The sequence below is a fragment of the Bacteroides muris (ex Fokt et al. 2023) genome, from assembly GCF_024704895.1.
Classification (GTDB): Bacteria; Bacteroidota; Bacteroidia; order Bacteroidales; family Bacteroidaceae; genus Bacteroides; species Bacteroides muris.
Genome location: NZ_JAMZEE010000010.1, coordinates 25,583 through 40,706 on the forward strand (window position 1 = coordinate 25,583; position 15,124 = coordinate 40,706).

Consider the following 15,124-nt stretch of genomic DNA (forward strand, 5'->3'; position numbering starts at 1 on the left):
GATATTTCTTGTTTAATCATTTCAAATAAGGTGTATGAAAAAGAACTATGGAATTTACTTGTTAATTGCCTTCTCAATGTTAAGTTCTTGTAAGAACGAAGATATGGAAGACTACCAGTGCGCATCAACCAGAATGGTTTCTTCCATCATACAAGACGAATTTGATTGGGAAAATGCTGACTTTATGCCAACACCTGCAGGGAGCACACCCATTCCAACCCCATGGATAGGTCAAGGTAGTCTCATTGGTACTTATGAATTAGACGTCATTAATGACCGAAAAAAAACAGAGGGATGGTGTTTGTTGTATAATTCCTTTTCAACAGACCCTAAAAACTATCAACAAAATCCATTCTTTATACTTTATAATGAGTATAGAGGAATAATGCGCATTTTCTATTATGCCACAGATAGTTTTGTCCAAACATCTTCTAATGTAGTAGATAATCTATCCATTATTTCTCCCTATCCTGTAAAAATGTTTAATTTTGCTGATAAGGAAATTGTCAAAGGGAATGATACCAGAACCTCATTACGGCACATTCAGCCGAAGCCTTTTGACGGATCCCAACCATTAGCGTCACAACGTTGGTATATGGCTCAATACGAACTTGCTTATAATCCTGATATAGAATCAATACCATACAATCAGATTGTCTTCAATTTCAACTTGAATTTCACCGATGTTGGTAAAATTACATTAAATGGGACAAGTGTAAGCAAATTAGAGGGAACTATTGGAGAACAATCTGAAGGAGAGCTTTCTCATGCTTTTAGCAAAACTCTGAAAGAAGGAGGAAAAGCGGCATTATCAAATGTAAGCTATTCTCTCTTGAAAAAAGGTGTAGATGAAAACGGGAAAAATATTTTTGGCATTAAAGGTTCTACTTATCAAAAAATATTAGAAAAAGTAGGTGAAGCCGCTTCCGGTTCTGTAGGCGGAGCATGGGGTGCAGCCATTGGGCTTTTTAATTCTATTCTTTTTGGTACAAAAACATCACCGACCCCTATATATGCAACAATAAATACAGAAATGAAGGCTACGGGTGAGCTTTCCCAGGCAGGATCTTTTCCTGCGATGCCAATAACATTATATATGCCTGGAACCCAAATACCATCCAATGCACCCGGCAGACTTCCTATTTATAACAAGCCACTTGGAGTGTTCAATATAGACGGTAGTGGTTTAAACATATATGTTACTCACACCAAAAGGCGGAGAATTAGACACGATGATCCGTATAATCCCGGAGCGCCAATTATTGAAAGCTGGGAAACCCTTACTTGTGGACAATTAAATGATTATTCCATATATTTACAATTTAATCCGGAAGTGGAAAAAATCGCAGACATCAATATTTTGAAGCAAGAAGTCTTTGCCATGGATAAAGGTGGATACGTCTATAATGAAACAGAATTTCAAGCATATAATTCTGGAGAGCACGGCACCATTTTAGAAAAAATTCCTGATGTGCAATTCTATCTTTATTTTGCAATTGAAGTTAAACCGAAAAACGGCTGCCCATCGACTATTATCTCTAAAACTTTTTATTTGGATAATATTGTACGTTATGACGACCAATGGCTTCCTGAACTAAATTAAATTGTCACATTAAACGAAATACAAATTATGCATCAAAATTTTATTCTTACATCTGCAAAAAAAGCATTTAGGGTTATAGGACTACTCTTTATAACGCTGATATTTGCATCATCTTGTTCAGAAGATGATACAACTTATACAGGCATACTAAACATTGAAATTACCAATTGGCAGCCGGAATGGATTAGCCACTTGTTTGTTATAATATCTCCTCTTGAGCAACAAGATGAAATAATAAAGATTGTTAAATTAACAAGTGATGCCCCTAATCATGTAGAATTAAATCCCGGAAATTACAAAATTCTAATTAGAGCTGATAATAATGATTATACACCCTATATCACCGAATCTGTACAAATCCAAATAGGAAAGACAGAAACCGTTGTAATATAGCGTTGTTTTTCTGAAAGATACGGAAATTCCTGTTACTTTTGCCCTTTGCCTACCCCGGCAAGGGGTAATTTTTATGTGTAGGAGAACCTAATTGTGGCATCCCCAAGTATGAACCTCGATGTATAATGCGCCGAAATCATCTGCCAACTCTTCGCTACGGACAATCATCTTCCACTACAATAGTCACCGTACCGATGAGATTCTTTTTCTTGCGCACAAACATGCGCAAAGATAGCAAAAACAAAGCTTACGTCACCCAAAACACCCTTTCAGCTTTACTGTCTTATTGATAATCAAATAGAAGAAACACACAGGGTCAAAGTCAAACGCGGCTCTTTCATTTAAGGGAGTTAGAGGGAGTTAGAGGAAGTTAAAGGGAGTTAGAAGCCGATAGTATAGTTATACATCAATAAGAGTATCGGTCTTTAACTCCCGATAACTCTTTTAAATGAAAACTCCATGCATTAAATTATCATTTATTTGTGTGGCTCAGTCGCAAAAGAAAAGTATATTTGTAGCAATTTAAAACTAAATGAATATGAAGAAACAAACTTTCAGTCTCTTTTCGGGGGCAGTGTTGGCGGTTGCGCTTCTATTGGTTTCCTGCCATTCTTCCTACGAAGTGACCAAGGTGGAGGGAGGCAGAATTCCCATGAACTCTGTTTGGGATGCCGAGCCGGATGCCGAAGCCGTGGCTCTGCTGGCGCCTTACAAAGCCCGGATGGACAGCGTTATGTATCATGTGGTGGGAACCGCAGAGATGTCGATGGACAGATTCCGGCCCGAAAGCCTTTTATCCAATCTGATTGCAGATGTACTGCGTGAGGCTGCGGTGGAAGTGCTGGGCAAACCGGCCGATATGGGGCTAATCAATATCGGTGGAATCCGGAATTCCCTGACGGAAGGAGACATCACTATTGAAAACATCTATGAGATATTGCCTTTTGAGAATTCGCTCTGTGTGCTGACGATGAAAGGCTCTGCCATGAAGCACTTGTTTGAAAATATTGCGGTGAGACTTGGTGAAGGGGTGAGTGGTATGCAGTTGGAAATCAGCAAGGATGGCAAGCTGCTCCAGGCTTCCATTGCCGGCAAGCCGGTGGAGGATGACCGTGACTATACGGTTGCCACGATTGATTATCTGGCTGATGGAAACGACGGACTGACGGCTTTCCTGCAGGCGGATAAAAGGGAGTGCCCGGATGGGGCTACACTGCGTGGTCTGTTCATGAAGTATGTGGAGAAGCAAACGGCAGCCGGCAAGAAGGTGACTTCGCGCATGGAGGGAAGAGTGGTCGTTAAAGAGTAAGCATTAAAAAAAGAAGTTCTATGAAACATATATATTCCTTGGCAGCCCTGCTGCTTTTCATGCTCCCCGCATCGGCACAACAAGAGGAGCGTGTCATTACTGAAGAACCCCTTTGCCTGGTGTCCGCCGATTCGGTATCGTCCGGCCAATCCGGAAAACAACTGTTTATCCTGCACACCAGCGATACGCACAGCCGTATAGAACCCATCAGCGCCGAGGCTGCTGACGAGTATGCCGGGATGGGCGGTGTGGTGCGTCGTGCCGGTTTTGTAAAGCAGTTTCGCGGCAAGCATCCGGATATGCTGCTGCTGGATTGCGGAGACATCTCGCAAGGCACCCCTTATTATAACTTTTTCAAAGGCGAGCTGGAGGTCAAGATGATGAACCTCATGGGCTATGATGCCATGACGATAGGTAATCATGAATTTGATTTCGGACTTGAGAATATGGCGGAATTGTTCCGTATGGCGGATTTTCCCGTGGTCTGTTCCAATTATGACGTGACGGGTACGGTACTTGAAGGGCTGGTGAAGCCTTATATCACCTTGATGCGCGAAGGGGTGAAAATCGGAATCTTCGGCCTGGCCCCCAAGATGGAAGGGCTGGTGCAGGCGGATAAGTGCGTAGGCATTGTCTACAACGACCCGATAAAGGTAGCCCAGGAAATGACAGACCTTCTCAGGGAGAAGGAAAATTGCGAGGTCGTGATTTGCATGTCCCATTTGGGTATCCGCAGTGCAAATCCCGAAGGCGCTTCCGACGAGAACCTGGTAGGCAAGACGCGTGGCATTGATGTCATCTTGGGCGGACATTCGCATACCTTTATGGAAAAGCCTGCCGTTTATCTGAATGCGGACGGCAAGAACGTTCCCGTGCTGCACACCGGCAAGAGTGGCATCTACATAGGAGAAATGGTACTTACTTTAACAGAAAAATAGCATGATGAAAAAACTCACCCTCCTTTTATGGGTTGCAGGATTGTTTATATTGGGACTATCTTCACTTCACGCCCGAACGGGAGGTCCGTTTCTTCCTTCGGCTGCAGACGACCGGTGTCGGCAATGGGCAGACTCCGTGTTGTCAGGTCTGAATGTATATGAAAAAGTGGGGCAACTCATCGTTGCCACCATTCCGGCCAGAGCAGACAAGGTCACGAAGAAACAGATGCGCGAGCTGGTAAGGAAATACAAGGTCGGTGGCTTGCTGTTTTCCGAAGGTACTCCGGAAGAGCAGGCTATCTTGACAAATATGGCCCGGAAGGATGCCAAGATTCCCGTTATGGTTACTTTCGATGGAGAGTGGGGACTGTCAATGAGGCTGCAAGGTGCTCCGGACTATCCTCGCAATGCCGCCTTGGGATGTATCGAAGACAATGGCCTGATTGAAGAATACGGGCGTGAGGTGGCCCGCCAGTTCCGCGAATTGGGGGTACACGTCAATTTTGCACCCGATGCGGATGTCAATACGAATCCGCTGAATCCGGTGATACACGTACGCTCCTTTGGCGAGAACCCGCAGCGGGTGGCGGAAAAGGTAGTGGCATACAGCCGTGGGCTCGAAAGCGGGGGCATACTTTCCGTTTGCAAGCATTTCCCCGGACATGGCGACACGGATGTGGATTCTCATAAGGCGCTTCCCGTTTTGCATTACGACCGTGCACGCCTGGACAGTGTGGAACTTTATCCCTTCAAGGAAATGGTACGTGCCGGATTGGGGGGTGTGATGGTAGGCCATCTGCAGGTGCAGGCGCTGGACCCGGACGGGGTGACTCCTTCCTCCTTGTCGCGGAATGTGGTGACCGGGTTGTTGAAGGATGAACTCGGCTTTAAAGGGCTGGTGTTTACCGATGCCTTGGACATGAAGGGTGTGTCTGCCATTCCGCAGGTAACTACCAAAGCGCTGCTGGCGGGAAATGATATGGTGCTGGTACAGTTCAATACGAAGAATGCGGTGCAGGAGCTGGTAGATGCAGTGGAGTCGGGACAACTGAGTAAGGACGAACTTGATGCTAAGTGCCGCAAGGTGTTGATGTACAAGCATATGCTTGGCTTGAGAAACTGCCAGCCGCAACTTCGGGTCAGCGGAATGAGCTATCGCATCAATACGGAGGAAGCGCAGGCGTTGGCTGCCAAGTTGCGCCGTTCGGCAGTGACTGTATTGAACAATTATTTCGATGTCCTGCCGCTGGCATCGGTGGAAGGTGATATTGCCGTGCTCAGCATCGGAGAGAAGGAGGCGGATGCTCCCTTTGTGGAAGCTATGAAAAAGAATGCAGGCATCAGTCATTTCCACTTGCCCTGGAATGCCGATGAGGCTCTCTGGCAGGACGTGCAGGGGCAGTTGGCTGCTTTCCGTCGCGTGGTTATCAGCATCACCGGTTCGGCTTATGTCAGCGACCGTGATGTGGCCTTTCTGGAAGGCTTGAACCTGCGTGCTCCGCTGGTCTATACTTTTTTTACTTCTTACCGTACATTGCAACCTCTGATGCCCGCACTTGCCAAATCCAGCGCTGTGGTGCTGGCACATTCGGCAGAGACGGATTTGCAGCAATACGTGGCTGATGTTCTTTTTGCCAAAAAGCCGGCCAATGGCAGAATGTCGATGAGTATCGGTAAACTGTTTCCGGCGGGAACGGGTTGTATAATTGAGCCGGGTATGAAACCGGGGAAGACTGTTCCGGAAGATTACGGCATGAAGTCGTATGTGCTGCAAAGTATCGATGCTGTTGCCCGGAAGGGACTGGAAGCGGGAGCTTATCCCGGTTGTCGCGTGCTGGTGTGGAAAGACGGACTGCCGGTATATGACAAAGGTTTCGGCACCCACTCTGATAAGGATACCACTGTTGTCCGTTCTTCAGACCTTTTTGATTTGGCTTCGCTGACCAAAACTACGGCTACGTTGCTTGCCATCATGAAACTGTATGATGAGGGCAAAATAAAATTGGATGATAAGGTTTCCGCTTATCTGCCCTTCTTGCGCAATGGTAACAAGCAGAACATTACTATTCGCGAACTTTTGTTTCATGAATCGGGGCTTCCTCCCTATATCCGTTTCTACCTGGACATTATAGACCCGAATTCGGTACACGGTCCGTACTCCCAGAGTTGGGTAGACGAATGGCACCGCACGCAGGTGAGCGAACATAGCTATTATTGTTCCGATTTTAAGTTCCGGAAAGGGATGGTGTCCGACAAGAATACACCGGTTTATACCCTGCACATGGCAGACGGCATGTGGCTGAACAAGAGTTTCAAGAATTCTATCCTTCAGCGGATAGCCAAGTGTGAGTTAGGCGGCAAACGTTATGTTTATAGCGACCTCGGTTTCGTACTGTTGCAACAGGTGGTGGAGAAGGTGACGGAACTGCCGATGGATTTGTATCTTGCCCGTGAGTTCTATGCCCCGATGGGATTGCAACGTACTATGTTTCTGCCTTTGATGAAGTTTGCCAAAGCGGAAATCATGCCCACGGCATCCAATGACTTTCTGCGTCGCCAGGATATATGCGGATATGTGCATGACGAGACTGCTGCCTGCATGGGTGGAGTGTCTGGCAATGCAGGACTTTTCTCTACAGCCGAAGAGGTGGCAAAGGTTTATCAAATGTTGCTGAACGGCGGTAAATTCAATGGCAAGCGTTTCCTGAGTGAGGCTACCTGCCGTTTGTTTACGACGGAGAAGTCCACCATCAGCCGTCGCGGTCTGGGATTCGACAAGCCGGATGTATCCATTGTGAAGCGCAGTCCTTGCGCTCCTTCCGCTCCGGAAACGGTATATGGACATTCCGGATTTACGGGTACTTGTGCTTGGGTAGACCCGGAAAACAAGACGGTGTATGTATTCCTCAGCAACCGCTTGTGCCCCAATGTATGGAACACGAAGCTGGGTGACATGAACATAAGAAGAGATATTCAGGAATTGATTTATAAAAGTATGATTTCGCAAATCCCCTAAAAATAATCTATCTATAGAAAAATGAAGAGAATATACCTGCTTGCCTATATTGTTATATTGTGTTGTTTTTGTCCGCTTCTGAAAGCGCAGCTTGGTCCCATGCCGTTTACTCCGGTGCCGCTGAACGATCCTTCGCTTGTACGTCTCTTGAACAGTGACGTGCGGTGCAGGCAGTGGGTGGATTCCGTCTTGCAGTGTCTGACTTTGAAAGAACGCATCGGACAACTGTTTATTTATACGATTGCCCCCCAGCAAGACAAGGCCAATAAGGAACTGCTTCGTAAAGTAGTGGAAGATTACAAAGTAGGTGGTCTGTTGTTCTCCGGCGGATTGATGCAGAACCAGGTGATGTTGACCAATGAGGCGCAGCGGATGGCGGAAGTTCCGCTGATGATTACCTTTGACGGTGAGTGGGGACTGGCCATGCGTCTTCGCGGTACCCCGAACTTTCCGCGAAACATGGTGCTTGGCTGCATACAGAACGATACACTGATTTATGAATATGGGCGAGAGGTGGCCCGTCAGTGCCGTGAACTAGGGGTACAAGTGAATTTTGCCCCCGTAGCGGACGTGAATATCAATCCCAAAAATCCGGTTATCAATACCCGTTCCTTCGGTGAAAGTCCGTTCAATGTGGCGAACAAGGTTGTTGCCTACTCCAAAGGGTTGGAGGATGGTGGTATACTTTCTGTCAGCAAGCATTTTCCTGGGCATGGGGATACGGATGTAGATTCTCATAAGGCGTTGCCTGTGCTGCCTTTTACCCGTGCCCGTCTGGACAGTATAGAGCTTTATCCTTTCAGAAAAGCCATTCGTGCCGGACTGGGAGGTATGATGGTGGGGCACTTGGAGGTACCTGCCATAGAGCCGCAAAAGGGGCTTCCGTCTTCGCTTTCGCGTAAGGTAGTTTCCGGTCTGTTGGTGAATGACCTCGGCTTTCAGGGGCTTGTCTTTACGGATGCCCTTGCTATGAAAGGGGTATCGGGCAATGAAAGTGTCTGTTTGCAGGCGCTGAAAGCCGGCAATGATTTGCTGCTTGTCCCCCGACGTATTAAGGAAGAAGTGGAGGCTGTGCTTGCAGCTGTGAAAAAAGGGGAGCTGGCAGAGAAAGAGATAGAGGAAAAATGCCGTAAAGTGCTGAAATATAAGTATGCCCTTGGGCTGGAAAAGAAACCCCATGTACGGCTTTCCGGTTTGGAGACTCGTATCAATACTCCGAAAACGCGCGATTTGATGCGCCGGCTGAACTTGGCGGCCATTACTGTGCTGGATAATCGGGGCGAGGTACTTCCGCTGGACCCTTCCATCGGTGAAGTTGCCGTGCTCAATGTGGGAGAAGCGCAGGAAATCCGGCCATTCCTCAAAGAACTGTCGCGGTATACCCGTCCTGTGGAGTTCCATTTGGGCAAGAATCTGCCGGAGGCTGACGGGAACCGTTTGAGGAATGCGCTGGCCAAGTACAAACGTATTCTGGTCTGTGTCACCGAACACCGTTTGACGCCCTATCAGAATTTCTTTGCAAAGTTTGCTCCTGACGTACCGGTGGTTTATCTGTTCTTTATTCCTGGCAAGCAGGTATTGCAGATAAAGCAAGGGGGCGCAACTGCCGAAGCGGTGGTTTTGGCACACTCTTCCAACGAGGAGGTACAGCGGCAGGTCGCTCGGATTGTTTATGGAGGTGCTTGTTCGGAGGGACGCTTGTCTGCCAGTATCGGTAGTCGGTTTGCTGCCGGTGCGGGGGTGACGCTGACTCTTCAAAGTGTTCCCCGCTTTGTGCCCGAAGAGCATGGCATGAATTCCCATCTGCTGGCTGAAATAGACAAGATAGCTGAAGAAGGCATTCGTGAAGGGGCTTACCCTGGTTGCCAGGTGGTGGTGCTGAAGGATGGCAGGGAGATGTATAATAAAGCTTTCGGTACCCACGTTTGGAACAAGGCCGGAAGCAAGGCGCCTCCCGTGAAGAAAACAGATGTGTACGACATCGCCTCGCTCACAAAGACCACGGCCACGTTACTTGCCGTAATGAAGTTGTACGATGGTGGGCGTCTCAGTCTTACAGACCGGGTGTCGGATTATCTGCCTTTCCTGCAAGATACGGACAAGAAGAATATTACGGTACGCGAGCTATTGATGCACGAATCCGGTCTGCCTTCCACTTTGCTGTTCTATCAGGAAGCGATTGATGAGGAAAGCTACACCGGTACTTTGTTCAAGGTGCGCCCTGATGCCCAGCATTCCGCACGCATCGGACGGCAGACTTGGGCGAATCCTAAGTTCCGTTTCTGTCAGGGACTGACGTCGAAGGTGCAAACACCTGAATATGCCATGCAAGTGTCCGATAGCCTTTGGCTGAACCGTTCCTTCAAGCAGAAGTATTTGCAGAAGATAGTGGATGCTCCGCTTAGGGATAAACGTTATCGCTATAGTTGTGTGGGCTTTATCTTGTTGCAGCAGTTGGTCGAGGCGCGTACCGGCATGTCTATGGACGAATATCTGGCCAAGGAATTCTATACTCCGATGGGATTGGAGCGTACAGGGTATCTCCCTCTGCGCTTTTTGAAGAAGGAAGATATTGTACCTTCATCAACAGATCTTTTCTTACGTAAAACTACCCTGCAAGGGTTTGTACATGATGAATCCGCAGCTTTTCAGGGCGGCGTTTCCGGTAATGCCGGGCTGTTCTCCACTGCCGGAGAAGTGGCAAAAGTCTATCAGATGTTGCTGAATGGGGGTGAACTGGACGGTAAGCGCTATTTGAGCAAAGAGACTTGCAGGGTATTTACTACCACCGTCTCAAGGATAAGTCGCCGGGGGCTGGGATTTGATAAGCCCGACCGGCGTAATCCCCAGAAGAGTCCCTGCGCAGAGTCTGCCCCTGCTTCTGTCTACGGCCATACCGGTTTCACGGGCACTTGCGCCTGGACAGACCCGGAGAATGGCTTGGTTTATGTCTTTTTGAGCAACCGCACCTATCCGGATGTGTGGAATAACAAGTTGATGAGGCTGGATATAAGGACGAGGATTCAAGAGGCGGTATATAAAAGTTTGGTGAAGTAAAGCTTGCTGTTTGCATGAAAAATGATGTGGTGTGAAGTTTCTTTCTTATGAATTTGCACACAATTAAAAAGAGCCTTCCTTGTTCACGCAGGAAAGGCTCTTTTCTTCTTGAATTTTGAAACAATTAAATTCTATCTGTTAAGCTTTAAGTGGGTGTATTATCAGAACGCAATACCTACGCGCAGACCGAAATTGCTCAAACCGTCTACGTTGTATGTAAAGAGGTCACCTTTATTTGTACTGTAGCTGTAATAGGCTGCAACATGCAAGCCCGGTCCATAAGCCCAAGGATACACATTGAAACCAATTTCTGGTGATACATGGAAACCCCATGTATCCTTGTTGGCTTCGAATACATTGAAGGTTGATTTCAATTGTGCGTATTCAGCACCCAGTTTTACACCGGCATACGGCTGGAATGCACCTCCACGGTTCCATACATAACGGGAGGCCAGACCGAAAGGTAACTGGAATGCAGTGTGCTGCTGGTCGGTATTCAGACTGCCGCCTTCGCCTACGGGAAGTGTCTGGCGACTGAAATACTCATGGTTGCTATGGTAGTTTAAGAAAGCTCCCAATGCAAAATTGTCTGTCAGGAAGTAACCGCCTTCAAAATTCATGCCCCAGCCGCTTGATTTGTCGGCGAAGTTGTTGCTGAGGGGAAAGTTATATTGCCAGTCGATATTGGCATAACCGTTATCGGTCATCTGCGCCTTTGTCGGTAGGGTGAATACGAGAGCAAGAGCGATAACTGCAAATACTCGTAAGGAAAGATATTTTATTGTTTTCATACTTTGTTCTTGTTTTTGGGGTTCAATGGCCACCTCCCTGTCTGGATAAGGATGCTGCCGTATTATTCTTGTCACCTTATATCGGGTAACCGGTCATTTGTCACCTATGGTTCGTAGCTTATCGTTACTTGTTGGTCAAGTAGGTTGATTGAGTGAAAGCTTGGTTCACACCTTGTACGGCAAGTTTGGTATTGACAGAAGTAGAACCACTAAGTAAGCCGCTCATATAGCTGGTCCACAGAATAGGAAGTTTCTCGCTCTGGCCTTGCGGTGCATTCAGATTCAACAATTCGCTGATAAAGGAACTGGTGCTGTAGGAATAGTTCACGGCATAGGGATAATACCATCCGCCCCAGTTGCCCCAGTAAGGAGCATCCCAGTAGCCTGGATAGTTCCACCACCATTCAGGACGTCCGTAGTCGGTGAAGTAATAAGTACTTCTGACATAGCTTATCTGCAAGCCAAGGTCGGCTTCTTCCCGGTCATTCACACGGATGTAGCCGCGGCTGTTCATGTTAGTAACGTAAGCGCTGAGAATTTCCTGGGCATTCTCATCTTTCCAGTATTCGGCATTTTCCTTATCACCGATAACCAGAATGCTGTCCGGCAAATAATAAGTTTCGAAGGTTCTGAAATCCGCCTTTTTGTCATAGTTGGTATAAACCAGATAATTATTGTCCAGCTTATCCATGTCAGGGTCTTTTTCGCAAGATGCAAGCGTCACTGCAAAGACCGCTAATAATAGGGGAATAAATTTTTTCATACTTTTATAATGGTCTAGGTTTAATATAAATTCCTGCCCTATGGTACCTTAGGCTTTTGTGAGAAAAACAAGATAGGATATAAAAAGTTCACGCAGAAGTGTGTTAAAAGTGAGAAAGGACGTACACTGATAGGACGATAGAGTGATAAATGAATAGGGTGACAGTACTTTTAATGTAACCGTCACCCTATTGCATTATGCCATTACTTTATCACCCTATCATTTTTTCCATATCCGTGCTGTCCATCCTCCTCCGGGTGCCATGTGTATGTTCAGCTTGTCTCCCGAAGTCACGGTGCGTACTTCTTTCTTGTAGTCAGTTGCTTCCCGCTCGGCATTGATGCCGTCGGAAAAGATTTCGGCTTCGTAACTTCCTTCTTCGAGGAAGGAAAGGTCGATGACGCAGTTGCGGGGTGTCCAGTCGGTCATGGAGGCGATGTACCAGACGTCTCCCTTGCGGCGTGCCAATGTGAGGTATTCGCCTACTTCACCGTCCAGTGCTACGGTTTCGTCGAAAACGGTAGGCACTTTGGCAATGAAGTCCGTGCATTCTTGCTCCTTCATATATTTGCTGGGGCTGTCGGCAAGCATCTGCAACGGGGCCTCGAAGAGGGTGTACATCGCCATTTGGTGTACACGTGTACCCTGGCTCATCGGATGGTCATTGACGGCACGGAAGGTTTCGCGGGTTGCGTTCATCGTGGCTCCCGGTGTGTAGTCCATCGGACCTATAAGCATACGCAGGTAGGGAGCAGTCACGTCATAGCGCGGGAAGTTGTGAAGGGGGGCCCCGTTCACTATCGGTTCCCATTTGGCGTTCTCCAATCCCTTTACACCTTCAAAGTTCAGGACGTTGGGATAGGTGCGCTGTATACCGTATGGCTTGAGTCCATGCAGGTCTAATACCAGGCGGTGCTCGGCAGCGCAGGCTGCAATGCGTTCTACGGACTGTACCAGTGGCTGGTCGTCACGGTCGAAGAAGTCTATCTTGAAGCCTTTGATGCCCATCTGTGCATAGTGGCTGAATACGGCTTCCGTATCTTTGGCAGAGTTTCGCCAGCTTGCCCAGAGAATGATGCCCACGCCCTTTTGGTTTCCGTAGGCTATGAGTTCTTTTAAATCGATATCCGGATTCAGGTCTTTCAATAAGGATTCGTTTCCACTCCAGCCGTCATCGATGATGATATATTCCAGTTTATTGTCGGTGGCAAAGTCGATGAATGCCTTATAGGTCGGGGTGTTCATGCCGGCCTTGAAGTCTACGCCAGTCAGGTTGCAGGTGTTCCACCAGTCCCAAGCCACTTTGCCGGGTTTAATCCAGGAAATGTCTTTGATGCGGCAGGCGGGGGCAAGACGCTGTGCCATGTCGTTGTCGGCAAGCTGCGTGTCCTTTTCGGTGACGAGTACCACACGCCAGGGGAGCTCCTGCTTGGCACAACGGGCGATGTAGTCTGCACGTTTTGTCGGTATCAGGTTCAGCCGGTTGTGTCCGCCGATTATTTCTTCCAGCGGATAGGGGGCAAATGCTGCCTGCACTCCTTGACGTGTCTGGGGATTTACAGTGAGGAACATGCCGGGATAGTTTTCCAATCCGGCTTCCATGATAACGGCTTTCTTCCCTCCGTCCAGGCAAACCATCAGTGGGGTGATGGAGAGTGAGTCGGTGTGCATTTTGGACAACGGGGCTTCGTCGTAGTAAGACTCGAAGGAGAAGCAATAGCGCTCACCGTTGCGGTTGTCGTTTATGTAAGGTACAAATGCCTGGTAATCCTTGTCGAAATTGAAGTCCGCAGTTTCGTTGAGGACGATAAACGGCTTGTTCTGTTCGGAAATGAAGCGGTAGGCAGCGCCGTCATCGTATGCGCGGAACTGTACGCTGTAGCCTCCGCGGCATTTTAGTGTCAACTGGTTGTAGACATCCTTCACACTTGCTTTTTTATAGAGGGGAGTGGGGAAGGAGGACTCCACAGACTTGCGTTCTGCACGGATTACTTTTACATTTTTACCGAAAGTTATTGCTTTCTTGGCTGATTTTTCATCTCTGCCTTGCAGGGCGATGGCAGAGGGTTGCAGCACTGTGGTGCCGTCGTGTGCAATCTGCCAGGTGAGGGCTTCTCCGGCATCTACCGTAACGGATAGTTTTCCGTTGGGTGATGCCAGTTGGTATTGCTGTGCACGGACTGTGCCCAAGCAAAGGAATAATAAACAAAAGGTTTGAATAAGGAGGCTTTTCATGTTGATTTATTTTTGAATGATTTTCTTTATCTTCTCCAGTTCCTCGGCAGAGAAGTCTGTATTTTCAGTCGCTTTCAGGTTATCTGCCAGTTGGGCAACGGAGCTCGCTCCGATGATGACGCTTGTCACCAGGTCGTCCTTCAACAGCCAGGCAAGTGACATCTCGGCAAGGGTTTGCCCGCGTGAGGCAGCAACTTCGTTGAGTGCCTTGATTTTTTGCAGCGTCTCGTCGGTCAGTGTTTCTTTCTTCAGGAAAGCTCCCTTTGCCATGCGCGAATCTTCGGGAATACCGTTCAGGTAGCGGTTGGTCAGCAGGCCTTGTGCCAGCGGGGAGAAGGCGATGAAGCCGGTCCCATTCCCTTTGGCTTGCTGCAGGATACCTTCTTCTTCCGGTTCGCGGTTGAAGAGATTGTATCTGCCTTGATAGAGCAGGCAGTGTACATCCCGTTCTTCCAGGTATTTGTAGGCAAACTCGGCCGCCTCTTTGGGATATTTGGAGATTCCTACATAGAGTGCTTTGCCTTGCCGTACGATATCAACCAGTGCTTGCAGGGTCTCTTCAAGTGGAGTAACCGGGTCGTAGCGGTGAGAGTAGAAGATGTCCACATAATCCAGGTTCATCCGTTTCAGACTTTGGTTGAGGCTGCTCATCAGGTACTTGCGTGAACCCCACTCTCCATAGGGGCCGGGCCACATGTCGTGTCCGGCCTTGGTGGAGATGAACAGCTCGTCCCGATAGGGCATGAAGGATTTCTTCATAATCATTCCGAAGGTTTCTTCGGCGGAACCGTAGGAAGGACCGTAATTGTTGGCGAGGTCGAAATGCGTGATTCCACGGTCGAAGGCATAGTGCGCCATGGCCTGGGAATTGGCAAATGTGTTCACGTCGCCGAAGTTGTGCCACAATCCGAGCGATATTTCAGGCAGCAGGATGCCGCTTTGCCCGCAACGGCGGAATTTCATGCCATTGTTGTAGCGTTCGGCCGCCGGAGAATAAATTGGGTTTATCATGATATTGC

The 15,124-nt window shown here is 48.0% G+C and carries 10 protein-coding genes; 6 read left to right on the plus strand and 4 right to left on the minus strand.

Annotated features, from left to right (window positions below; genetic code table 11):
* Positions 1-34: 34 nt before the first annotated feature.
* The 6 genes from M1B78_RS05780 to M1B78_RS05805 all read left to right on the plus strand — a co-directional run bounded on the left by M1B78_RS05780 (position 35) and on the right by M1B78_RS05805 (position 10,316).
* Positions 35-1,603, plus strand: coding sequence for a hypothetical protein (locus tag M1B78_RS05780; protein WP_257940143.1), 1,569 nt, complete (start codon positions 35-37; stop codon positions 1,601-1,603).
* 27 nt (positions 1,604-1,630) lie between these two features.
* Positions 1,631-1,996, plus strand: a complete 366-nt coding sequence (locus tag M1B78_RS05785; protein ID WP_257930980.1) for a hypothetical protein — start codon at positions 1,631-1,633, stop codon at positions 1,994-1,996.
* Between the two features lie 538 nt (positions 1,997-2,534).
* On the plus strand, positions 2,535-3,305 hold the full coding sequence (locus M1B78_RS05790) for a 5'-nucleotidase C-terminal domain-containing protein (RefSeq protein WP_210434519.1): 771 nt from the start codon (positions 2,535-2,537) through the stop codon (positions 3,303-3,305).
* A 20-nt stretch (positions 3,306-3,325) separates the two neighbouring features.
* Positions 3,326-4,243 (plus strand): bifunctional metallophosphatase/5'-nucleotidase, encoded by a 918-nt coding sequence (locus M1B78_RS05795; RefSeq protein ID WP_136009670.1) that lies wholly within the window; start codon positions 3,326-3,328, stop codon positions 4,241-4,243.
* Between the two features lies 1 nt (position 4,244).
* Complete coding sequence (locus M1B78_RS05800; RefSeq protein WP_257940144.1) at positions 4,245-7,259, plus strand: glycoside hydrolase family 3 N-terminal domain-containing protein; 3,015 nt, start codon at positions 4,245-4,247, stop codon at positions 7,257-7,259.
* A 21-nt stretch (positions 7,260-7,280) separates the two neighbouring features.
* On the plus strand, positions 7,281-10,316 hold the full coding sequence (locus M1B78_RS05805) for a glycoside hydrolase family 3 N-terminal domain-containing protein (RefSeq protein ID WP_257940145.1): 3,036 nt from the start codon (positions 7,281-7,283) through the stop codon (positions 10,314-10,316).
* A gap of 161 nt (positions 10,317-10,477) precedes the next feature.
* Here the strand turns inward: M1B78_RS05805 and M1B78_RS05810 are convergent, their stop codons facing one another.
* From M1B78_RS05810 to M1B78_RS05825, 4 genes are all read right to left on the minus strand, one after another.
* On the minus strand, positions 10,478-11,107 hold the full coding sequence (locus tag M1B78_RS05810; RefSeq protein WP_257940146.1) for a porin family protein: 630 nt from the start codon (positions 11,105-11,107) through the stop codon (positions 10,478-10,480).
* Between the two features lie 124 nt (positions 11,108-11,231).
* Positions 11,232-11,870 carry a DUF4136 domain-containing protein gene (locus M1B78_RS05815; RefSeq protein ID WP_257940147.1) on the minus strand — a complete coding sequence of 213 codons (639 nt, stop codon included), beginning with the start codon at positions 11,868-11,870 and terminating at the stop codon, positions 11,232-11,234.
* A 219-nt stretch (positions 11,871-12,089) separates the two neighbouring features.
* On the minus strand, positions 12,090-14,105 hold the full coding sequence (locus M1B78_RS05820) for a glycoside hydrolase family 97 protein (RefSeq protein WP_257940148.1): 2,016 nt from the start codon (positions 14,103-14,105) through the stop codon (positions 12,090-12,092).
* A gap of 6 nt (positions 14,106-14,111) precedes the next feature.
* A complete protein-coding gene (locus M1B78_RS05825; RefSeq protein WP_257940149.1) occupies positions 14,112-15,116 on the minus strand; it encodes an aldo/keto reductase in 1,005 nt (334 codons plus the stop codon).
* Positions 15,117-15,124 lie beyond the last annotated feature (8 nt).